This is a genomic window from Myxococcus eversor (assembly GCF_010894455.1).
Classification (GTDB): domain Bacteria; phylum Myxococcota; class Myxococcia; order Myxococcales; family Myxococcaceae; genus Myxococcus; species Myxococcus eversor.
Genome location: NZ_JAAIXY010000004.1, coordinates 363689 through 383395 on the forward strand (window position 1 = coordinate 363689; position 19707 = coordinate 383395).

Here is a 19707-nt window from a genome sequence, read left to right on the forward strand (position 1 = left end):
GTCAGTAATCCTTTCCCTCGAACCGCCAGAACCCCACCACGAGCGCCGCCATCCCGAAGACGAACACCCCCACGAGCAGCGTTCCCAGCGAGCGCACCTCCAGGGGCAGGGACGCGGCCATGTCTCCCGCGGCCTCCGCGAGCGCGGACAGGCGCGGCAGCACCAGCGTCACCGCCTGGAACAGGCTCCGGCTCACGCCCTCCTCGAAGGCCTTCGCGATGTCCTGCCGGTGCCCGGCGATGATGCCGCCCACGAGCACCGCGAAGCCCGCCGCCGCGCACAGCGCCGCGCTGCGCACCAGCGTCGCCATGGTCAGCATCACCGCGTACACCGCGGCGAACCCCACGCACGCCATCAGCCCCGCCACCAGCGGCCCCACCGTCCAGTACCCCGTCTTCACGCCGAAGATGAGCACCAGCCCCGTGGTGCCATACAGCGTCCCACCCAGGGCCAGCGTCATCACCCCGAGGAACGTCCCCGCCAGCAGGTGCCAGCGCTGAATCGGCAGCGCGAGCAGGTGCTCGATTCGCCCTGGCGACATCAACGACGGCGCGAAGTCCGAGCACGCGACGATGCCGAACAGGATGCCGCCGTAGAACACGATGAACGCCGCCGCCCGGTACACGGGCCGCAGTGCCACGTCGACGGACTGGATGGTCGCGCGGACCTCCTGGCCGAACAGGCGCGAGGCCGCGAGCGCGCCGTCGATGACGTCGATGCGCATCCCCAACGCCACCACCGCCAGCACCAGGGTGAGGCCGATCATGAAGGCCATGATGAACTTGCGCGACGCCGCTTCCCGCAACACGTACCCCGCGATACCGAGCACCGGACTCATGCCGCCACCTCCGCCGCTCGCATCGCCTGCGCGCTCACCGTCCCCAGCAACACCGCCTCCAGGTCCATCCCGTCGCGCCGCAGCTCCACGAGCAAAGCCCCCGCCGCCCGCGCCCTGTCCAACGCCGCGTTGAGCGCCGTCGCGTCCGGCGCCTCGACATGGAACGCGCCGTCCGCCCGGGCTGGCACGAAGCCCGCGCTCCCCAGCGCCTCCACGCTCGCCCCCGGCGCGAAGCGCGCCACCCACCGCGACTCGCCGCGCACCAGGTCCTCCATCCTGCCCTCGCGCACCACCCGCCCGTCCGCGAGGATGGCCACCCGGTCACACACCCGCTCCGTCTCCGCCAGCAGGTGCGAGTTCAGGAAGAGCGTGGTGCCTCGTTGGACTTCCTCCTGGAGGATGCGCCGGACCTCCATGCGCCCCATCGGGTCGATTCCGTCCGTGGGCTCGTCCAACACCAACAGGTCCGGCTTCCCGATGAGCGCCGCGGCCAGGCCCAGTCGCTGCCGCATTCCCTTGGAGTACCCACCAATCTTCCGGCCCACGGCGTCCGCGAGGCCCACGCGCTCCAGCAGGCTCAAGTGTCCGGCGGCGTCTGGCGGCAGGCCCTTGAGCCGGCCCACCGTGGCGAGGAACGCGGTGGGAGTCCACGAGCCCGGCAGGTGCAGGCGCTCGGGCAGGTAGCCGATGCGCGCGCGGATGCGAGCGTCTTCGGGCGAGCCCCCCAGCACTCGCACGGTGCCCTCCGTCGGCTGGACGATGCCGAGGATGCTCTTGATGAAGGTGGTTTTGCCGGCGCCGTTGGGGCCGATGAGCCCGAAGGCGCTTCCTCGAGGAACCGACAGGTCCATGCCCCGGAGGGCGATGTTCCCCGTCTTCCGGAAGGCGCGGTTGTACGTCTTGCGCAGGTTCGTCACTTCGATGGCGGGTGTGCTGGCTGTCACGGTCGTGACTGTAGACGAGCGGGGTGGACAGCGATTGCTTCCGCGCGGACAGTCGAAAGGGGCAGCCGAGCGGTCGCGCGTCCCAGTCAGTCCGCGACAGCGTTTTCGCGGCCCTGGGAAATGGGTTTCGCACGCCTGCTGTGCCTGCCGCGCCGCGACACCTCGTCGTTTCGCCCCTTTGCGGTGGAGCCGCGTGTGGTCCGTTGCGTGCAGTCCCCCGCCGCACACCCCAAGGCAGGAGGAATGATGACGTACGGAGATCGCGTGGAGCAGCAGCGTGAAGAAGCCCGTCGGGAGCTGGCGGCCGCCGAGCAGGGCCTTGCCGCGGGGACCGAGGCGGCGCGGGTGCGCTACGCGAGGGCGCTGCACGAGGCGGACATCGCGGAGGTGCGGGCCCAGCGCCACGCCCGGGAGCGGCTGCGCCATCAGCACAGCTGGCGGCTGGCCGCGGGGTGAGCGGCCGGGCAGCCACACGGAAACGATGAAGGCCGGGCGTCGTCGGTTTATACCGGCGTCCACCATGGCCCATCCCGTCCATCGCCCCCGCCGCCTGCGCCGTTCGCCCGTCCTGCGTGAGATGGTCCGCGAGACGCGCCTGGACCCGGGGGACTTCATCTATCCCCTCTTCGTCGTGGAAGGCCGGGACGTGCGCCGTCCCATCGCCTCCATGCCGGGCATCTTCAACCTGTCGTTGGAGCACGCCGTCACGGAAGCCCGCCTGGCCAGGTCGCTGGGCGTGCCCTCCGTCATCCTCTTCGGCATCCCCGACCACAAGGACGCCCAGGGCACCCAGGCCTACGCGCGCGACGGAATCGTCCAGCGCGCCATCCGTGAAATCAAGGCCGCCGAGCCCGACCTCCAGGTCATCGCCGACGTGTGCCTGTGCGAGTTCACCGACCACGGCCACTGCGGCGTGCTCGAGGACGGCCACGTCGTCAACGACGCCACGCTGCCCCTGCTCGCGCAGATGGCCGTCACCTGCGCCCAGGCCGGCGCGGACATCATCGCGCCCTCGGACATGATGGACGGAAGGGTGGGCGCCATCCGCCGCGCGCTGGACGAGGTGCGCCTGACGGACATCCCCATCCTCTCCTACGCGGCCAAGTACGCCTCCGGCTACTACGGCCCCTTCCGCGAGGCCGCCCAGAGCGCCCCCAAGTCCGGCGACCGCAAGGGCTACCAGATGGACCCGGGCAACGTGCGCGAGGCCCTGCGCGAAGTCGCCCTGGACGTGGAGGAGGGCGCCGACATGCTCATGGTGAAGCCCGCCCTGGCCTACCTGGACGTCATCCGGGCCGTGAAGGAGCGCTTCGACCTTCCGCTGGCCGCCTACAACGTCTCCGGCGAGTACGCGATGCTCAAGGCCGCCGGGCAGAACGGCTGGATTGACTACGAGCGCGTCATGCTGGAGACGCTCACCGGCATCAAACGTGCCGGCGCGGACCTCATCATCACCTACCACGCGCTGGAAGCCGCGAAGCTCTTGTAGGCAACACCCGCCAGCCCCGCTTGCGGGTTGCCGCTTGATCCGCCGCGAGTGTTGCGCCCAAATAGCCCGCGCACGATGCCCACCAAGAAGCGTCCCAGACGCAAGTCGGAGAAGCCCCCGCCCCAACGCCGGCGCGGCAAGGCTCAGCGCCCCGGCACCGGGCGCTCCCCCGTGGTTCGTACCTCCGTATCCTTGCAGTACAAAGTGGTGGAGCTGTCCACGGTGGACGAGGGAGCGCTGGAGCGCACCCTGAACGAGTGGACGGCGAAGGGCTGGAACCTGGACGGCGTGCAGTTCGCGATGCGCGAGTCCTCCAAGCGGCCCGCCATGGCGTTCCTCTTCTTCACGCGTGAGGGTGTGGCCGTCGAGCCGGACGTGGACGCGGCGCGCTCGAAGCTCTTGCGCCTGTCCGAGTCGGGACCGACGGCGGCGGGGAATGACTGGGCGCCCGGCTCGGGTTCCCAGGCACCGTTCCATCCGTTGAGCGCGCACGAGCGGCTGGCGCGGCTGGCGGGACTGGACGAGCCGGAACCCCACGAGGAGGGTCTCACCTTGGAGCCGGAGGAGTGAGCGCGCAACGCGAGCGGCTCTTCATGACCTCCAGCCGGGGTGGGCGCGCGTTGAGGCTGGTGGTGGAGGACTCGGCCCCGGGCTCGCCGTACCCGAAGGCGTCGCTGTGGCTGCGGTTGGGCGCGCGCGTGGTGGACGTGGGCGTGGCGTGGGGCCTGTACGTGGTGTGTGGCGCCGCGGGCGCCGTCGTCGCGCTGCTGTTCCTGCTGCTCGCCGACGGGATGATCCAGGGCCAGAGCGTGGGCAAGCGCATCTTCGGCGTGAAGGTGATGCATCTGCCCACGCGCTCGGCGGCGCGTCACCGCGACAGCACGCTTCGCAACGCGCCGCTCGCGCTCATCGTCCTGTTGGGAATGATGCCGGCGCCGCTGGGCGCGGTGGCGGCGGTGGCGGGGCTCCTCGTCATTGGCGGCATCGAGGCGTGGCGCGTGGTGAGGGATCCGCTCGGCTGGCGGCTCGGTGACACCTGGGCGCAGACGCAAGTGGTGGATGGGAAGGTTGTGGCGGGCGCAACCGTTGCAGCCCGCGACCCCGTGGCGCATCAGCGTGCACCGGGAAGACTCATGTCCGCGGCGAAGATGCGCCGCGGTCGCTCGCTGAAGAAGAGAAGGGGGCTCCCGTGCGCATCGCGCTGACCCACAACCTGCGGCTGTCTGATTCGGAAGAAGAAGCGGAGTTCGATACCCAGGAGACGGTCAACGCGCTGGCCGCGGCGATTGAGCGGCTGGGGCATCGGCTGGAGCGCTTCGAGGTGAGCGGGCCCGCGTCGCGCACCGTGGCGCGGCTGGAGGCGTACAGCCCCGACCTCATCTTCAACACCGCGGAAGGCCGCCGGGGCCGCTTCCGCGAGGCGTTCTATCCCGCGCTCTTCGACGAACTGGGCTTCCCGTACACGGGCTCGGACGCGTACGCGCTGGCGGTGACGTTGGACAAGCAGCTCACCAAGCTCGTCCTCGCCAAGCAGGGCATCCGCACTCCGGGCTGGCAGTACGTGGAGAAGCTCAGCGAGCTGACGGCGGAGAACCTGCGCTTCCCCGTCATCGTGAAGCCCAACTTCGAGGGCTCCTCCAAGGGCATCACCCAGGACTCCATCGCGGAGACGCTGGACGAGGTGCGCGCCAAGGTGGGAATCGCCCTGGAGAAGTACCCCGCGGGCGTGCTGGTGGAGGAGTACATCTCCGGCCGCGACCTGACGGTGCCCTTCCTGGCGGCGGTGGACAACGACTACGACGGCGTCCTCACGCCGGTGGAGTACGTGGTGGACCCGGCCGTGACGGCGGGCCGCCGGTACGCCATCTACGACTACGAGCTGAAGACGAAGAAGGAGAGCGCCGTCAGCGTGCGCGCTCCGGCCCAGATTCCGCTGCGCACCGCGGAGGACGTCCGGAAGATGGCGCAGAAGATCTACCAGGCGCTCGACTGCAGGGATTTGGGCCGCATCGACTTCCGGCTCAGCGACGCGGGCGTGCCGTACTTCCTGGAGATCAACGCGCTGCCCAGCCTGGAGCCGGGCGCGGGCATCTACGCGTCGGCGGAGCTGGATGGCCTGCACCTGGACGGGGTCATCAACTCCATCATCCAGAGCGCGGCCAAGCGGTACAAAATCAAGGACTCCGCGCGGCGGCAGGGCAAGCCCGCTCGCAAGACGGGGCCCCTGCGCGTGGGCTTCACCTACAACGTCAAGCGCGTGAAGCCCATGGCCAACGCGGAGGCGGTGGAGGACAGCGAGGCGGAGTACGACTCGCCCAACACGCTGCAGGCCATCCGCGAGGCGATTGCGTCCTGGGGCCACGAGGTCATCGACCTGGAGGCCACCGCGGAGCTGCCCACGGTGCTGTCCAGCACGCCGCTCGACATCGTCTTCAACATCGCCGAGGGCTTCAAGGGCCGCAACCGCGAGAGCCAGGTGCCCGCGATGCTGGAGCTCCTGGACATCCCATACACGGGAAGCGACCCCGCCACGCTCTCCATTGCGTTGGACAAGGCGCTGGCGAAGAAGATCGTCCGCCAGGCCGGCATCCTCACGCCCAACTTCCAGCTCATGGCCACGGGCAAGGAGCGGCTCAACAAGGAGTTCACCACCTTCCCGCTCATCGTGAAGCCGGTGGCGGAGGGCAGCTCCAAGGGCGTCGTCACCAAGAGCGTCTGCCACAGCGAGGCGGAGCTGCGCGAAGTGGTGCGCGAAATCGCCGGCAAGTACCAGCAGCCCGCGCTCATCGAGGAGTACATCGGCGGGCGTGAGTTCACCGTGGGCCTGCTCGGCGAGCGCCGTCCGCGCGTGCTGCCGCCCATGGAAATCGTCTTCCTGGACAAGGGCGAGAAGAACCCCGTCTACAGCTTCCAGCACAAGCTCGATTGGACGGACCGCATCCGCTACGACGCGCCCGCCAAACTGGAGCCCGCGCTGCTGGAGAAGCTGCGCACGGCGGCCCGAAGCTCGTTCATGGCGCTGGGGTGCCGCGACGTCGCGCGCATCGACTTCCGCATGGACGACAAGGGGCGCATCTACTTCATCGAGTGCAACCCGCTGCCGGGCCTCACGCCAGGCTGGAGCGACCTGGTGCTCATCGCCCAGGGCGCGGGCATGGACTACCGCGCGCTCATCGGCGAAATCATGGCCCCCGCCATCCGCCGCTACAAGGAGCGCGAGGCGCGCCGCGCCGCCACCGAGCACGCCTCCACCGTGTCGCACCACCACCATAAGGGCCCCTCGCTCGACGAGGCCGGCGCGCTCGTCCCGGCGACGGTCACGCCCGCTCCCACCACCGTCGCCGCGCCCGGCAGCGGCGGAAACGGCAATGGTGGCAACGTCTCGTCGGGGCACGGCGACGCGCCCCCGCGCATCGAAGCCAAGGCCTGACGACGATGGCTCCCGGGCCCAGGCGGCGCGGAGCCTCTCGCCTTCACACGCGGCCCGCTCCCGTTCTCACTTGGGAGCGAGGCCGCGTTCTCATTCGCGCGCCTGAAGATATTACGCGTTCGGAGTGGTTGACGGTGGGTGATGGTCCGCTAGTGTGCCCGGCATGGTGCACATCCCCGAGTACAAGGGACCGCGGGTTCGCGCTCGCGAGCTGGGTCTTCCCCTGGGCCGCTTCAAGCCCGGGAAATACAACGCCATCACCGACGTGGAGGGCGTGCTCGTAGGCCACTGCACGCTCATCAAGGGCGAGGGCCCGTTGAGACCGGGCCACGGCCCGGTGCGCACGGGCGTGACGGCCATCATGCCCAACATGGGCAACATCTTCATGGAGCGGATGACGGGCGGAGGCTTCGTGCTCAACGGCGCGGGCGAGGTCTCCGGCATGACGCAGCTCATGGAGTGGGGCCTCATCGAGACGCCGATTCTCCTCACCAACACCATGGCGGTGGGCGCGGTGTCGGACGGCGTGGCGCGCCACCTGGTGGAGCGCTACCCGGGCATCGGCGACGAGCACGACGTCATCATCCCCGTCGTCGGCGAGTGCGACGACTCCTGGCTCAACGACATCTCCGGCCGGCACGTGCGCGAGGAGCACGTCTTCGAGGCCATCCGCAACGCCGCCTCCGGCCCGGTGGCCGAGGGCAACGTGGGCGGCGGCACCGGCATGGTGACGTGCGACTTCAAGGGCGGCATCGGCACGTCCTCCCGCAAGCTGCCGGAAGTGCTCGGCGGCTACACGCTGGGCGTGCTGGTGATGTCCAACTTCGGGAAGATGCACAACCTGCGCGTGGGCGGCCTGCCCGTGGGCGAAGTGCTGGCGGAGAAGTTCAAGGGCGCGCCCACCCGGGGCAAGACGTACGGCTCCATCATCGCGGTGGTGGCCACGGACGCGCCGCTGCTCAGCCATCAAATCAATCGCCTGTGCAAGCGGGTGGGGCTGGGCATCGGCCGGGTGGGGAGCTACGCGGCGCACGGCTCGGGCGAGATTGTCGTCGGCTTCTCCACCGCGAACATCATCCCGCGGCGCACGCAGAAGATGGTCTACAAGCTCAAGCTCCTCTTGGATCAGCGGTTGGATCCGCTCTACGAGGCGGTGATGGAGGCCACCGAGGAGGCCATCCTCAACGCCATCTGCATGGCCACCTCCATGACGGGGGCCAACGGGAACCACTGCCCGGCGCTCCCCCTGGACGAGGTCCGCCGCTTCGTGGACGCCTGCAAGCCCATCTTCGCCTCGGTGAAGAAGCGGCCCCAGCAGAGCAGCGCCCCCGCCTCCCGGGAGAGGCCCACCGACGAGGACCGGGAGGGGGAGGTGACGGTGTCTTCCGCCAGACCCACCCAGGTCCGGGGGGCGGAGGGGATTCCCTTCCCGACGCGGCCCGCCCCGGACGACGTCGAATCCAGGGGGGAGCCTGGGGCCGAGCAGGCCCCTTCAGGGCCTTCGGAGGGTTCCTCTTCCGGCAGCCCCTCGGGTTCTGATAGTTAAGCGCCTCTTTTCACGCCTCCATACCGGAGCACAGGAGTCAACGATGGCCCGCAGCAAGAGCAAGCACCGCCGCGTGCAGATGAAGATCAAGCAGGCCTGGAAGAAGCGGGCCAAGAAGAACAAGGCCGAGGCGAAGGCCGCCGAGAGCAAGAAGAAGTAGTCCCGTCCTCCGTTGGCGGCCCGTGGCGCTATTCCCGGGTCGCCGAAAACGGAGTGATGAGGCTGCACCGCTGGGGCGCCGTTCCGCTCGGGCGAGAGAAGTTGCCGGTATACGTCCCATCGAGTCGCGCCGTGCCGCCGTCCCCCTCGAAGGACGTGTAGCGACCGGCGAGGCTCAGGGTGTCCATCCTCCCGCCATCCATGGCTCCGCCCAGTGAGCCGGCGAGGGTGAACGAGCCCTCCGCGGACACGTTCCCCAGCAGTCCGACGCCCTCCAGATTGCCGATGAGGCGGTCTCCGGAGCGGGTGATGTCGAGCGGCCTGCCCCGGGGCAGCTCCACGCCCAGCAGGATGCAGTCGGCCGGGACGCCGCCGTCGCCAAAGTTCATCCGGTAGCGACCTTCCAGGGGCGGACAGTCGGTGCAGGGCGAGGCGCCATCTCCACAACCCGGGGCGCCCAATCCCAGGGCGAGGGCCAGCGCCGCGACGCCAGTCAGGGTCAAACGTCCAGTATTCAGGGAGGGTGTTTTCATGTGGGGGATGTCGGACTTCCCGTCGGGAAGCGCGATTCCTAGGTTGGGGGTGGTCAGTGGGCTCGTCGGGCGGGGTGGGGTGGGGCGGTGGCTGATTCGCGGCGGTGGTCGAACTACGTGTTCGCGGCGCTGTTTGCGCTCGCGCTGATTCTTTTCTCCAGGATTCTGTTGCCGTTCCTGATGCCCGTGTTGCTGGGCGGCTTCCTGGTCGTCCTCTTCATGCCGGTCCAGGACTACCTGTGCCAGAAGCTGCGGGGCCGCAAGCCCCTCTGCGCCGGGGTGTCCACCCTCACGGTGTTCTTCCTCATCCTCGCGCCGCTGGCGCTGGTGGGGTGGATGGTGGCGCGCGAGGTGTTCCAGTTCGTGGGGCAGGCGCAGGACCTGCTGGAGCGGGTGGACCTGCGTCACCAGTTCGCGTCCAGTCTGCCCCGGGGCTTGAGCCGCTACATCCGCCTGGATTTGGAGAGCGCGGAGACGGAGCGCTCGCTGATGGCGGCGGTGACGGGCGGCGCGGCGCTGCTGAAAGACCTGGTGGGCGCGGGCACGGAGCTGGTCATCAACATGTTCCTGATGACCGTGGCCATGTACTACTTCTTCCTGGATGGTCGCCGGCTGGTGGCGGAAGTCACGCGGTTGATTCCGCTGGACCGTCGCTACTTCGAGGCCTTCTCGCGCGAGTTCACCGACGTCGCCTACGCGATTGTCTACGGCAACACCATCACCGCCATCATCCAGGGCGCGGTGGGCTTCGTGGGCCTGCTCATCGCCGGTGTGCCGCACGCGGGGGTGTGGGGCGCGGCCATGGTGCTGGTGGCGCTGGTGCCGGTGGGCGGTACGGCGCTGGTGTGGGGCCCCATCGGCGCGGTGCTCATCGCGGTGGGTCAGGTGAGCGAGGGCGTCTTCTTGCTGGCCTGGGGGGCGTTCCTCGTGGGGAGCATCGACAACGTCATCCGTCCCCGGTTGTGCGGCTCGCGCATGGCGCTGCACCCGCTGCTCGTCTTCCTGTCGATGTTCGGCGGGCTGGCGGTGTTCGGGATGATGGGCCTGCTGGTGGGGCCGCTCATCGCCTCCATCTTCATGGCGATGGTGCGCATCTACCGGCGCGACTTCCTGGGCATCGGCCGCGCGCAGTACGTCGCGGAGGTGGAGCGCTCGGAGGAGCGGGGGATGGATTCGGAGCCGTCCTCCGTGTCCGCCCAGACGGTGGTGGGAGCCGCGGCGCACCTCAACGCCTGACCGGACAGCCGGGCAAGCCTGGACTTCGCATGCGGGGTGGGTGAACCTTCCACTCCTGAATGATGAACACCCAACACGCGATGGTTCGCTGGGGCCTGGTGCTCTTCGTGGCGGTGGCGCTGGCCTCTCCGGAGGCGTTGGCGCAGGTCGTCAAGAGGAAGCGCGCGGCCCCGGCCCAGGTGGTGGCGCCCAAGGCGAAGGCGAAGCCCAAGGCCGTCAAGACTCGGAAGGCGGCCGCGCCCAAGGGGGCGACTCCCTCCAAGGGGGCGACTCCCAAGGAAGAGACCAAGCGCCTCGTCGTGCTGACGCTGGAGGGTGATCGCGGTAGCAAGGTGCGCGGACAGCTCGAGTCCGCCCTGCGCCGCTCGAAGCAGGTGAAGATCCAGTCGCTCAAGCAGTACGCGACGCTGGCGAAGAAGGACGGGCTGAAGGGCCCCGCCGTCTTCACGGACCAGGGCCTGGTCGCCGTGGCGCCGAGGATGAAGCTGGACGCGGCCGTCACCGGCTCGGTCGGCCCGTCGGGCCTGACGGTGCGCGTGCTGGACGCGAGCGGCGCCGTGCTGGGTGAGCAGGACGTGAAGTTGACGAAGGGCAAGCTGTCCTCGGCCGATGCGAAGAGCGCGGTGCTCGCCGTCGTCGAGACGCTGTCGGCTCCGACGCGCGCCTTCGAGCCTCCCCCGGGCGTCACGCCCACGGAGCCGATGAAGCCCGCGGAGCTGGTGACCCCTCCGCCCGTCGTGGCCGAGGCCCCGCCGCCGAAGGCGCCGGTGAAGATCGAGGAGGCTCCGTTGGAGGCCCCCAAGCCGGTGGAGCCCGCGCCCGTGGCGGAGCGGCCCATCGAGTCGCCGAAGCCGCTTCCCCCCGTGGAGCGTCCCGCGAAGGTGCCCGAGACGAAGACGCCGGAGGCCCTGGCCATCGCGCCGCAGCCGACGGATGGGCCGCCTCCCATGGAGGAGGACCCCGAGTCCCACACCTCCACGGATCCTTTCCTGGAGGTGGCGCTGGATACCGGCTCGGGTGGCACGGTGGGCAAGGAGGCCGTGCGTCCGCCGCTGGCCCGGCTCACGCTGGGCGGCACGACGACGTGGCGCAAGTACTGCGCGCGCCCGGGTGTGAAGTCGTGTGACGAGTTTGATCGCAAGAGCGAGGACGAGCAGCTTGGAGACCGCTCTGACTACGAGTCGTCGGTGCCGTACCTGGGCATCTCGGCGGAGCTGGAGCTGCTGCCGCTGGCGCGCCACACCTCGCCCCTGAGGGGCCTGGGCGCGGTGCTGGGCTACCGGCGCGGATATGCGTCCACGAACGTGACGCTGTTCAACGACGCGGGGCAGTCCGTCACGCGCGAAGTCGTGGCCACCGACTCGGTGCTCACCGCGCAGGCGATGTACCGCTACTACTTCGGCCTGGGCTCGTCACATGAGCTGCTCGGCTACGCGGGCGCGCGCGCGGGCCTGCTGACGCGCTCCTTCGACGTGGACGAGTCCGCCGACAGCCCGCTGTCCGGCACCCACCGTCTGTACCCCGCGGTGGGCCTGGAGGTGTCGGTGCCGTTGATTCGTCAGGTGCGCCTGGAGGCTGCGGGCCAGCTCTTCATCAGCCCGAAGCCGGGACAGGGCTTCAACGATGAGGGCGGCGCGTTGAACCTGGAAGTGAGTGACTACGGTACCTCGGTGTCGACGTTCGGCTGGGAGGCGGAGCTGGGCGTGGCTGGAGAGCTGTGGGGCCCGTTGGGCTACCAGGTGCGCTTCAAGGTGTCGCGCTACAAGGACACCTTCAGCGGCCCCGGCACGCGGACGGGCTGGGACAACGGAGGCGTGGCCGAGGACACGTACTCCAGCATCCACTGGGGCCTCACCGCGTCGTACTGACGCGGCGGGCTTCGAGGGGCGAGGGCGCAAGCGCACTCGCCGCCTCCCAGATGGGGCGCAGGGCCTGGGCGACGGCAGTCACCACGTCGGCGAGCTGCTCGGGGCGCCCCTCCGGCTCACTGGCCCGGTAGCGCGCCCACTTCTCCAAGCTCCACGGGCCGCGGCCGAACTCGCCACCGACGAGCCGCTCCATCACCTCCAGCGAATCTCCGCGCGTGGCGAAGGCGAGCCGCAGCGCGCGAGGCAGCAGCTCCGCCTCCAGCGGCGCGTACCTCGTGAGGAGGTACGTGTCGAAGAGGTCCTTCGGGCGGAACCGGCCCTTGCCGCGCTCGAAGAGGCCGTGCACCTTCCACGCGAGCAGCGTCTCCGGACGACAGGCGAGGACTCGCGCGGGCGCGGTGTCCGAGGACTCGTAGTCGAACCACGTGGCGGGCGGGTCCATCGGGTCGCCGAAGCCCGTGTCGATGCGCAGCTCGAAGGCGGACTCCACCCCGGGCAGCCGCGTCTCCACGTGGATGCGCACGCCGGGGAACTCCGTCTCCGCCCAGATGATTTCGGAGCGCAAGGCGCCGAAGGTGAAGCCATCCCCCGTGTCGTCGCGCAGCAGTCGCTCCATCCGGTCGACGCAATCGCGCGCGTTGAAGGGGAAGGCCGCGAGGAAGTCCAGGTCTTCGACAGGGCGAGGCACCGGGCCGCTCCACCGTCGCATCATCAGCCCGCCCCGGAGGATGAGCGTGGAGGCCTCGGACGAGCGCGCGAGGCGGCGCAGCACCGCGACTCCCGCGCGCAGGGGCAACGAATGCGCGCTCACGGCGAGGCCTCCAGCCAGCCCCGGTCCAGCCCGAGGTTGGAGTCGTAGACGGTGAACTCCCGCAGCCGCTGCGTCAGCGTCAGGCCCAGTTCGGAGAGGTCCTTGAGCAGCGCGTTGAAGCGCGCATCCGCGTTCGCCTTGCCCAGGTGGTAGACGCGCAGCGTGACGAAGCGCTCACTGGCGCCGTCCTCGCGAATCTTCCGCGCGTTGCGAGACAGGTGGGCGCCGTGCAGCGTGCAGCGGGCTTGCAGGGCATCCAGCCCCTCGCCGCTCGCGGGAATCAGCGCCTTCACGTGGAACTCGAAGTAGTTGGCGGGCTGGGCGCGCGCTGTCTCGTCGTCCTCGGGCATGTCGCGATTCTTCCCGAGCGCCTCCAGCTTCATGCGCGTCACGTCGAAGCCCTCGCTCGCGAGCGCACGCGCCATGGCCCTCACTTCCTCCTGCGCCTGCCGGAGCGTGCCGTGGTGGTAGGAGGCCGTCATGGGCTGGAAGGGCTCGGCGCCCCGGCCCAGCTCGATGAAGATGCACTTCACCGAGGCAGCGTCGCAGAACGCGCGGAAGCGCTGGAGGTCCTCCTCGGTGCGAGCGGAGACGGTGAGGTGGGCCTCGTAGGCGCCACCTGGAGATGCGATTCGCAGCCGGTCGGCCAGCTCCAGGTAGGGACGGTGCCGCATGTTGAGGAAGAACTTGTTGCGCGCCATCTCCCCGAGCGTGCGCTGGTAGCCGTCCGGCAGCCACGCGCCGTCCCAGCCATAGCCACCGTCGCCCCGGGGCTGGGTGAGCAGCATGCCCTCGATGGCGTCCTCGAAGAGGGCGACGCGGTCCGGATGCCCATCCTCGGAGAAGGCCACGGCCACGCGGGTGCGGCCCCGACGGCCGCCGTTCTTCGCGAGGAAGACACGCTCACCGAACTCCAGCAGCTCCTTCTTGAAGCGGGCGCCGGTGAAGGCCTCGCCGTCGTCCAGCTCCATCGCGGTGGTCTCCACGAAGCACGGCACGCCGAGCTGGGCATGGGCGGCCAGCACCTTGCGCTTCGCGATGGTGGCGAGGTCCAGCGGGGCGGTCGTCCCATCCTCCGTCGCGGTGAGCCCGGGCAGTGCGAGCTTCCGCCAGGTGATGTCGAGGCCCGCCAGCAGGAGGGAGACCTCGTCGGCCTTGTGTTGGTTGCCGGTGACGAAGAGGGCCCGAGTCACGGGAGCACGTCCTTGGGTGGGAGCGCCGAGGGGCGCCAGTTCCAGATGGCGGGGCGCCCCGTGTTCTCCGGCAGCAGGCTCCCGTCCACCTTGTCGCGACGGACATACTTAGTCAGCAGCTCCACCCTGACACCCTCGCCGTCCTGGCGCTCGAGCCGCCACACGGCCCCCTCGACGGGGTCCAGCGCGTGGTGGAACCCGCCCGCCGGCAGCAGCGCCATGGCGGCGTCGATGCTCAGCGCACCGCCCTCGTGGATGACTCCCGGGGTGATGAACCCGCCCGCGTGGACGCGAGCGGTGAGCCGGGCCCAGGGCAGGCGCGTGCCCTGGTGCATCAAGTCGAAGGCGACGAAGGGCTCGTGGGTCAGTGCATAGCGGGTGCCGTGCGCGAGTGCGAGCCACTCACCCACGAGCCACTCGCCAGATTGGAGCACGGCCCGGAAGCGCTCCGCGTGGGTGTCGACCCAGGCGGACCAGAGCTGGCGGCCTTCATTCGGAGAGTGGGAGGCGAGCCGGCCCTCGCGGCCCAGGGCGAGGATGTCGTCTCCCATGCGCGCGGCGGCGACGCAGGAGCCATCCAGCTTCTCCAGGACGACGAGATGGTCTCTCTCGTCGCGAAGTCGCTCGGTGCAGATGCGCGCCAGCGCCAACGACAGGTGCTTGTCCGCGGGGCCGGTGCGGGAGCCGGGCAGGTGCGGAATCGAACCGTAGGCCTTGCGACCCAGGGGGCGCGGTGTGTCGTCCAGGGAGGTCACCACCACCTGACTATGCCCGCTGCGTCGGACGAATGCTGGCGTGTCGCCGCGAGCACGACGGGGGCTACCGCACGCGGTGAGCGCGTGGCGCGGCGTGCTCCCGGTCCTCGCCGCGCTGGCGGGGGACGCGCTGCCGCACCCAGGGGGCCTCCAACTCGTCCGGGAAGAAGAGGTCTTCACCCAGCCCATCCACGAGGACCTGGATGAGCGGATCCGCCGGGTACTGGCGGCTGGGGTCGTCGTAGACGAGCGCCATGACGATGCCGGTGCGACCGAGGAAGCCCGGGCTGATGGTGCCGTCCGAGGAGGCGCTGACGACCGTGACGTGCTCTCCGATTCGCACCGGTGCTCCGTCCACGTCCGTGCTCACGATGAGAGAGGGGTCCAGGGTCATGGGGCGTAGGAGCGGGGTTTGAGGGAGCGAGACATGACGAGGGCCACCCCACAGATGAACGCCCACGCGAACAGGTGGTAGCCAGCGACGTGACGCCAGTCCTGTTCACACGCCAGCTCACCGACGAACGCGCCCGTCGTGCCGACGGACAACCCGGCGCACAGGGCACGCAGGGGCTGGAAGGCCGCGCCGCGCAGCATCCATAGCGCCGCCACGAGCGGCACCGCGTCCACGGCCAGATGGCTCACGGTGCACACCCAGGCGGGCAGGGACGGCGTCGTGCCGGGAGAGCCCCGCGCGAGCACCAGCGTCGCGGCGCAGGCCATGGCCAGCCCCACGGCGCCTCGACGCAGGCCCCGTCCACGCGGGGACAGCGCGCCCCAGGCACAGACGGCGCTCGTCACGAGCAACAGCAGCAACAGGGGAACTCGCGCCAGCATGGCCGGGGGCGTGAGCGCGCCGACGGCCAGCATGACGCAGGCCACCAGCACGGCGAGCCCTCCGGAGGAGGCCATCATCCAGCCGGCCTGCGTGCGCCAGCGCCGCACCGGCTCGCGCAGGGCCAGCTCTCCACGTGCGCTCGCGAGGGCACGCTCAATCGCGCTGCCCTCCGAGGGAGGCGCTTCCTTGAGCAGGGCGTCGATGTCGATGGGCGGCTTCATCACGCCTCTCCCAGCCCGCTGAGCAGCTCACGGAGCTTCTCGTAGCCACGATGGGCCCGCAGTCGCGCGGCGCCCGCGCTGATGCCTCGGAGCGCGGCGATCTCCTCGAACGACCAGCCTTCCACCTTGCTGAGCACCACCGCCTCGCGATGGTCCGGAGGAAGACTCTGCAGCGCGTCCAGGAGGTGGCGGCGGAGGGCGGGGTCCCCAGAAGGCGGGGGCGCGGATGTGGGGGCGCCTGTGCCCACGCCCGAGGAGTAGGCCTCCACATGCTGGCGATGACGCAGGGAATCGCGCGCGGCGTTGGCGGCGATGGTCATCAGCCAGGGGACAAAGCGGGTTCCGGGCTCGTAGCGCCCCCGGGCTCGGATGACGGACAGGAAGGTGGTCTGCAAGAGGTCCTCGGCGAGCGAGCCGTCGCGAACCATGCGCGTCAGAAAGCCCTGCACGCGGCCGGAGTGGCGCGCGAAGAGGGCCTCGAAGGCGTCTGGTGCTCCGTCGCAGAACCGTTCCATGAGCTCTTCGTCCGAGGGACTCCCCATCACCCGGCTCATGGACGGCCCGCCCTGAAATATGTTTCCAGCCTGGAACGCGCGCGCTCCACGCCACCCAACCCGCCGGAATCACGGATGATGTCGCGCGTGCTCACCCGGGCTGAAGCACCAGCCGCGCGATTTCCGGCGGAGCGGCCACGCGCATCGGCGGCCCGACGAAACCACAGCCCCGGCTGACGTAGATATGAGAGTCGCCCGTGCGGCTGAGTCCCGCGTTGCGTTGTCCCCAGATGGCGTCGGCCATGAGGTTGCCAGGGAACATCTGCCCGCCGTGGGTATGGCCGGAAACCTGGAGTCCCACCCCCCGCCGGGCGACCTCGTCGAAGTTGGACGGCTGGTGTGCCAGGAGGACGGAGGCCCGGTCCGGATTCACGCCTCGCAGCGCCGCGTCCAAATCGTACCCGGGCTCGCCCATCCGGGCCGCGCTCCAGTCGTCCACCCCGGCCAGGGTGAAGGACGCACCCGTCTCGCCGATGTCCACGGCGCGGTTGCGCAGCACGGTGATGCCCAGTCGCTCCAGGTAGGCCACCCATGACGATGCGCCAGAATAGTAGTCATGGTTGCCGGTGACGAAGAACACTCCGTGCCGGGCACGCAGCGCGCCGAAGCCCGCGACGTACGCACCCAGGCTCTCCACGCTCCCATCCACCAGGTCTCCGGTGATGGCGATGACGTCCGGCTTCAGGGCGTTGGTGCGCGCCACCAGCTCGTCCACGAAGTGTCGCTGGAGGACATCTCCGATGTGGATGTCGGTGAGCTGCACCAGGGAGAACCCATCCAGGGCCCGGGGCAGCCGGGGCAGCCGCACCGGGATGTCGCGCACGTCGGGCGGGTGGAAGGCGCGCCACGCGCCGAAGGTGCTCACGCCGGCGCCCGCGAGCCCCGCGCCCACGGCCAGTCCTCCGGTGAGGATGGCCCGGCGCTCGGGGGAGGGCGGTTGTGCGGGCGGCTCGGGAGCTGGCGTGGTGCGTCGCGTGCGCCACCGGACGACGGCGCGCAGGACGAGCTCCACGGCGAGCGTGAAGAGGAGCAGGTACAGCACCAGCCCCATCCACACGAGCAGGCCGATTCCGACGATTCGCCCCAGCTCGGAGGGGAACAGGCCGCCGAGGAACCTGAAGCCGACGGCCCCCAGGAAGCCGAAGCCGAACAGGACCTGGGCGCCGAGCCGCAGCCCGCGCCGGGCCGTCTGGTCGCGCACGAGCCGGCGGTAGAGGTAGACGTGCGCGGTCGCCATCACCGCGAGGACCGGGACGAAGAACAGGAGGAGGCTGAGCCAGCGTGGCATCGTGCTCCTGCATAGCGGAAGCGTGCCGGGGGCGCCCGTGCAATTCGCCCTGGGGCCTTGTCGGCAGGCAGGCGGTCACGCTTCTGCTTTCGTGAGGGGGCGCTCCAGGGCAGGCTGGGAGCCCGTTCATCGCCGGACTCCGGCACTCCTTCCCGAGGCCTCCATGTTTCGCTCCCTGCTGCTCTGCGCCGCCCTGATGCTTCCCCTCGCCGGCTGCGACAGCGATGAAGTCGACACGCCGCCGCCGGACACGGGCAACCCGGACAATGGCGACCCCACCAAGGTGACGTACGCGGAGAGCCTGAACGTGGACCTGGCGGCGATGACTCGCAGCTCCAGCGGCCTCTACACCCAGGACCTGGGGGAGCCGGGCGCGGGTGACGTGGCCACCGCGGGCAAGCGCGTCTACGTGCACTACACGGGCTGGTTGCCGGACGGGAAGAAGTTCGACTCGTCCGCGGGCAAGTCCCCCATCGACTTCACCCTGGGCCAGGGGTCCGTCATCGACGGGTGGGACCAGGGCATCGTGGGCATGCGGGTGGGTGGCAAGCGCCGGCTCGTCATCCCGTCCTCGCTCGGGTACGGGGCGCAGGGCAGCTCGGGCGCCATTCCGCCGTACTCGGTGCTCGTCTTCGACACGGAGCTCATCCTCGTCCGCTGACGAGGGGCTCCTCGCCGTCCTGGATTCTTCGGGGGCCGGCGAGGGGTGATATAGGCGGCGCACGTCTGCCGGGACGTCGGGGCCCTCGGGTAGGGTTGCCGATGTGGGGGTTTCATCTCCCGGCCAGGGGGACGCGCAATGTCAGGGTCCGAGGCGGAAGTGCCCGAGTCGAACGGGGAGAGAGCCGGTGCGGAGGGAACGCTCCAGGCGCTGCAATCCCTGATGGGGCTGGAGTCGGCCGCGACGGCGGCCAGGCTCTACGAGGAGCTGGGGTCCGCGCAGCGGGAGCGCCTGCTGCGCGACGCGACGGCGACGCCTCCAGAAGTGCGCAAGCAACTGGCGGAGGTGCTGCGGTGGGCGCGGGACTTCTCCGGCGCCGCGCGGCTCCTGGTGGGCTGCGGCGAGGATTCGCGGATGGCGGCGCTCTATGTCCAGGGCGGCCAGTACGTGGACGCGGCGGAGGCCTGGCTGCGTGCGGGTGAAGCGGACCGGGCCGCCGCCGCCTTCGAGCGCGGCGGCGCGCTGGAGCGGGCGCTGGATGTCTACCGGGGCCTGGGCGCTCGCGAGCCGGTGGCGCAGTGCCTGGTCCGCCTCGGACGTCCGTTCGAGGCGGCGCTCATCTACCGCGAGCTGGGCCAACCCCACGCCGAGGTGGAGGCGCTGGGCAGCGTGCCAGCGGGAGATGGTCGGCACGTGGAGTCGGTGCTGCGCATGTGCATGTTGCTGGACGCGGAGGGCTTCACGCGCAGGGCGCTGGCGCTGCTCGCGGACACGATGCGGGGATCCGAGGTTGCTCGAGCCGACCCCGCGCTGGCCGCGGAGAAGGCGCGCCTCTTGCGCCGCATGGGCATGGACGCGGAGGCGGAGGCCGTCATCGCGCGGCTGCCTTCCCAGAGCTCGTCGCCCGAGGCCAACGGCTACGGGTACCTCAAGGCGATTCCCATCTTCGGCGAGCTGTCGCTGGACGACATGAAGGACCTGTATCGCGTGGCGCGACAGGTGCTCATCCCCGCGGGTGCGGTGGTGCTGGAGAAGGGCGCCGCGGGCGTGGGCCTCTTCGTGTTGCTGGAGGGCACCGTGGATGTCTTCAGCGGCACGGAGGACGACGCGCGCCGGCTCAACACGCTCGGGCCCGGAGCGTATCTGGGAGAAATCTCGCTGGTCCAGGACGCGCCCGTGTCCGCCCGCGTCAAGGCGCGCACGTCCGTCCGCGCGCTGCGCATCACCCGCGCCGGCTTCCAGCACTACCTGGACACGCACGAGGCCGCCGCGCTGCGCATCTACCGGCTCTTCACCCAGAACCTCGCCGCGCGTGTACGGGCTCTCAGCACCTGAGAGACACCTCC

At 70.1% G+C, this 19707-nt stretch carries 21 protein-coding genes; 11 read left to right on the forward strand and 10 right to left on the reverse strand.

All coding sequences use genetic code 11. From position 1 onward, the window contains the following. Position 1 precedes the first annotated feature (1 nt). Together G4D83_RS10905 and G4D83_RS10910 are read right to left on the reverse strand one after the other, a co-directional pair. A complete protein-coding gene (locus G4D83_RS10905; RefSeq protein WP_163864631.1) occupies positions 2–838 on the reverse strand; it encodes a hypothetical protein in 837 nt (278 codons plus the stop codon). Then, positions 835–1782 (reverse strand): ABC transporter ATP-binding protein, encoded by a 948-nt coding sequence (locus tag G4D83_RS10910; RefSeq protein ID WP_240356265.1) that lies wholly within the window; start codon positions 1780–1782, stop codon positions 835–837. The genes G4D83_RS10905 and G4D83_RS10910 overlap by 4 nt, the downstream gene beginning before the upstream one ends. A gap of 246 nt (positions 1783–2028) precedes the next feature. On the opposite strand from G4D83_RS10910, the gene G4D83_RS10915 reads away from it, so the two are divergent. From G4D83_RS10915 to G4D83_RS10945, 7 genes are all read left to right on the forward strand, one after another. Then, positions 2029–2238: a hypothetical protein gene (locus tag G4D83_RS10915; RefSeq protein ID WP_163864757.1), complete on the forward strand. Its 210-nt coding sequence runs from the start codon at positions 2029–2031 to the stop codon at positions 2236–2238. Positions 2239–2302: 64 nt separating this feature from the next. Then, positions 2303–3271: a porphobilinogen synthase gene (gene hemB, locus G4D83_RS10920; RefSeq protein WP_240356267.1), complete on the forward strand. Its 969-nt coding sequence runs from the start codon at positions 2303–2305 to the stop codon at positions 3269–3271. Between the two features lie 75 nt (positions 3272–3346). Then, entirely contained in the window at positions 3347–3841 is a 495-nt protein-coding gene (locus tag G4D83_RS10925; RefSeq protein WP_217911614.1) for a hypothetical protein, read from the forward strand. 23 nt (positions 3842–3864) lie between these two features. After that, positions 3865–4476 (forward strand): RDD family protein, encoded by a 612-nt coding sequence (locus G4D83_RS10930; protein ID WP_163864759.1) that lies wholly within the window; start codon positions 3865–3867, stop codon positions 4474–4476. Beyond that, on the forward strand, positions 4461–6701 hold the full coding sequence (locus G4D83_RS10935; RefSeq protein ID WP_163864633.1) for a D-alanine--D-alanine ligase family protein: 2241 nt from the start codon (positions 4461–4463) through the stop codon (positions 6699–6701). Before G4D83_RS10930 ends, G4D83_RS10935 begins: the two co-directional genes overlap by 16 nt. 163 nt (positions 6702–6864) lie before the next feature. Continuing rightward, entirely contained in the window at positions 6865–8247 is a 1383-nt protein-coding gene (locus G4D83_RS10940; RefSeq protein WP_163864634.1) for a DmpA family aminopeptidase, read from the forward strand. A gap of 43 nt (positions 8248–8290) precedes the next feature. Continuing rightward, a complete protein-coding gene (locus tag G4D83_RS10945) occupies positions 8291–8407 on the forward strand; it encodes an aminopeptidase (protein ID WP_141649535.1) in 117 nt (38 codons plus the stop codon). 28 nt (positions 8408–8435) lie between these two features. On the opposite strand, the gene G4D83_RS10950 is transcribed toward G4D83_RS10945, so the two are convergent. Further along, the gene (locus G4D83_RS10950) at positions 8436–8909 is read right to left on the reverse strand and encodes a hypothetical protein (protein ID WP_163864635.1); all 474 of its coding nucleotides are present in this window, start codon (positions 8907–8909) and stop codon (positions 8436–8438) included. A 117-nt stretch (positions 8910–9026) separates the two neighbouring features. Here G4D83_RS10950 and G4D83_RS10955 point away from each other — a divergent pair, with 117 nt between their 5' ends. Together G4D83_RS10955 and G4D83_RS46005 are read left to right on the forward strand one after the other, a co-directional pair. After that, on the forward strand, positions 9027–10175 hold the full coding sequence (locus G4D83_RS10955; RefSeq protein ID WP_163864636.1) for an AI-2E family transporter: 1149 nt from the start codon (positions 9027–9029) through the stop codon (positions 10173–10175). A 59-nt stretch (positions 10176–10234) separates the two neighbouring features. Continuing rightward, complete coding sequence (locus G4D83_RS46005; protein WP_240356268.1) at positions 10235–12043, forward strand: hypothetical protein; 1809 nt, start codon at positions 10235–10237, stop codon at positions 12041–12043. Here G4D83_RS46005 and G4D83_RS10965 read toward each other — a convergent pair. The 7 genes from G4D83_RS10965 to G4D83_RS10995 all read right to left on the reverse strand — a co-directional run bounded on the left by G4D83_RS10965 (position 12027) and on the right by G4D83_RS10995 (position 17700). Further along, entirely contained in the window at positions 12027–12854 is an 828-nt protein-coding gene (locus G4D83_RS10965; protein ID WP_163864637.1) for a nucleotidyl transferase AbiEii/AbiGii toxin family protein, read from the reverse strand. The two genes, G4D83_RS46005 and G4D83_RS10965, sit on opposite strands and share 17 nt — an antisense overlap. Continuing rightward, a complete protein-coding gene (locus G4D83_RS10970; RefSeq protein WP_163864638.1) occupies positions 12851–14047 on the reverse strand; it encodes a non-canonical purine NTP pyrophosphatase in 1197 nt (398 codons plus the stop codon). Before G4D83_RS10970 ends, G4D83_RS10965 begins: the two co-directional genes overlap by 4 nt. After that, the gene (locus tag G4D83_RS10975) at positions 14044–14805 is read right to left on the reverse strand and encodes an RNA ligase family protein (protein ID WP_205522610.1); all 762 of its coding nucleotides are present in this window, start codon (positions 14803–14805) and stop codon (positions 14044–14046) included. The genes G4D83_RS10970 and G4D83_RS10975 overlap by 4 nt, the downstream gene beginning before the upstream one ends. A 61-nt stretch (positions 14806–14866) precedes the next feature. After that, positions 14867–15196: a Carotenogenesis protein CarS gene (locus tag G4D83_RS10980; protein WP_163864639.1), complete on the reverse strand. Its 330-nt coding sequence runs from the start codon at positions 15194–15196 to the stop codon at positions 14867–14869. Further along, positions 15193–15858, reverse strand: coding sequence for a DUF1109 domain-containing protein (locus G4D83_RS10985; protein ID WP_163864640.1), 666 nt, complete (start codon positions 15856–15858; stop codon positions 15193–15195). Before G4D83_RS10985 ends, G4D83_RS10980 begins: the two co-directional genes overlap by 4 nt. Then, positions 15858–16400 (reverse strand): RNA polymerase sigma factor, encoded by a 543-nt coding sequence (locus G4D83_RS10990; protein WP_163864761.1) that lies wholly within the window; start codon positions 16398–16400, stop codon positions 15858–15860. The genes G4D83_RS10985 and G4D83_RS10990 overlap by 1 nt, the downstream gene beginning before the upstream one ends. A 103-nt stretch (positions 16401–16503) precedes the next feature. Then, positions 16504–17700 carry a metallophosphoesterase gene (locus G4D83_RS10995; protein WP_163864641.1) on the reverse strand — a complete coding sequence of 399 codons (1197 nt, stop codon included), beginning with the start codon at positions 17698–17700 and terminating at the stop codon, positions 16504–16506. A 163-nt stretch (positions 17701–17863) separates the two neighbouring features. On the opposite strand from G4D83_RS10995, the gene G4D83_RS11000 reads away from it, so the two are divergent. Further along, a complete protein-coding gene (locus G4D83_RS11000) occupies positions 17864–18361 on the forward strand; it encodes an FKBP-type peptidyl-prolyl cis-trans isomerase (protein WP_163864642.1) in 498 nt (165 codons plus the stop codon). Positions 18362–18499: 138 nt separating this feature from the next. Continuing rightward, the gene (locus G4D83_RS11005) at positions 18500–19696 is read left to right on the forward strand and encodes a cyclic nucleotide-binding domain-containing protein (protein ID WP_163864643.1); all 1197 of its coding nucleotides are present in this window, start codon (positions 18500–18502) and stop codon (positions 19694–19696) included. Positions 19697–19707 lie beyond the last annotated feature (11 nt).

What these genes read in the sequence shown, in the direction of transcription:
- G4D83_RS10995 (WP_163864641.1), bottom strand. Translation starts at nt 17,700, where the DNA reads ATGCCACGCTGGCTCAGCCTCCTCCTGTTCTTCGTCCCGGTCCTCGCG.
- G4D83_RS10945 (WP_141649535.1), top strand. Translation starts at nt 8,291, where the DNA reads ATGGCCCGCAGCAAGAGCAAGCACCGCCGCGTGCAGATGAAGATCAAG.
- G4D83_RS46005 (WP_240356268.1), top strand. Translation starts at nt 10,235, where the DNA reads ATGATGAACACCCAACACGCGATGGTTCGCTGGGGCCTGGTGCTCTTC.
- hemB (WP_240356267.1), top strand. Translation starts at nt 2,303, where the DNA reads ATGGCCCATCCCGTCCATCGCCCCCGCCGCCTGCGCCGTTCGCCCGTC.
- G4D83_RS10915 (WP_163864757.1), top strand. Translation starts at nt 2,029, where the DNA reads ATGACGTACGGAGATCGCGTGGAGCAGCAGCGTGAAGAAGCCCGTCGG.
- G4D83_RS10940 (WP_163864634.1), top strand. Translation starts at nt 6,865, where the DNA reads ATGGTGCACATCCCCGAGTACAAGGGACCGCGGGTTCGCGCTCGCGAG.
- G4D83_RS10990 (WP_163864761.1), bottom strand. Translation starts at nt 16,400, where the DNA reads ATGGGGAGTCCCTCGGACGAAGAGCTCATGGAACGGTTCTGCGACGGA.
- G4D83_RS10980 (WP_163864639.1), bottom strand. Translation starts at nt 15,196, where the DNA reads ATGACCCTGGACCCCTCTCTCATCGTGAGCACGGACGTGGACGGAGCA.
- G4D83_RS10925 (WP_217911614.1), top strand. Translation starts at nt 3,347, where the DNA reads ATGCCCACCAAGAAGCGTCCCAGACGCAAGTCGGAGAAGCCCCCGCCC.
- G4D83_RS10930 (WP_163864759.1), top strand. Translation starts at nt 3,865, where the DNA reads ATGACCTCCAGCCGGGGTGGGCGCGCGTTGAGGCTGGTGGTGGAGGAC.
- G4D83_RS11000 (WP_163864642.1), top strand. Translation starts at nt 17,864, where the DNA reads ATGTTTCGCTCCCTGCTGCTCTGCGCCGCCCTGATGCTTCCCCTCGCC.
- G4D83_RS10905 (WP_163864631.1), bottom strand. Translation starts at nt 838, where the DNA reads ATGAGTCCGGTGCTCGGTATCGCGGGGTACGTGTTGCGGGAAGCGGCG.
- G4D83_RS10985 (WP_163864640.1), bottom strand. Translation starts at nt 15,858, where the DNA reads ATGAAGCCGCCCATCGACATCGACGCCCTGCTCAAGGAAGCGCCTCCC.
- G4D83_RS11005 (WP_163864643.1), top strand. Translation starts at nt 18,500, where the DNA reads ATGTCAGGGTCCGAGGCGGAAGTGCCCGAGTCGAACGGGGAGAGAGCC.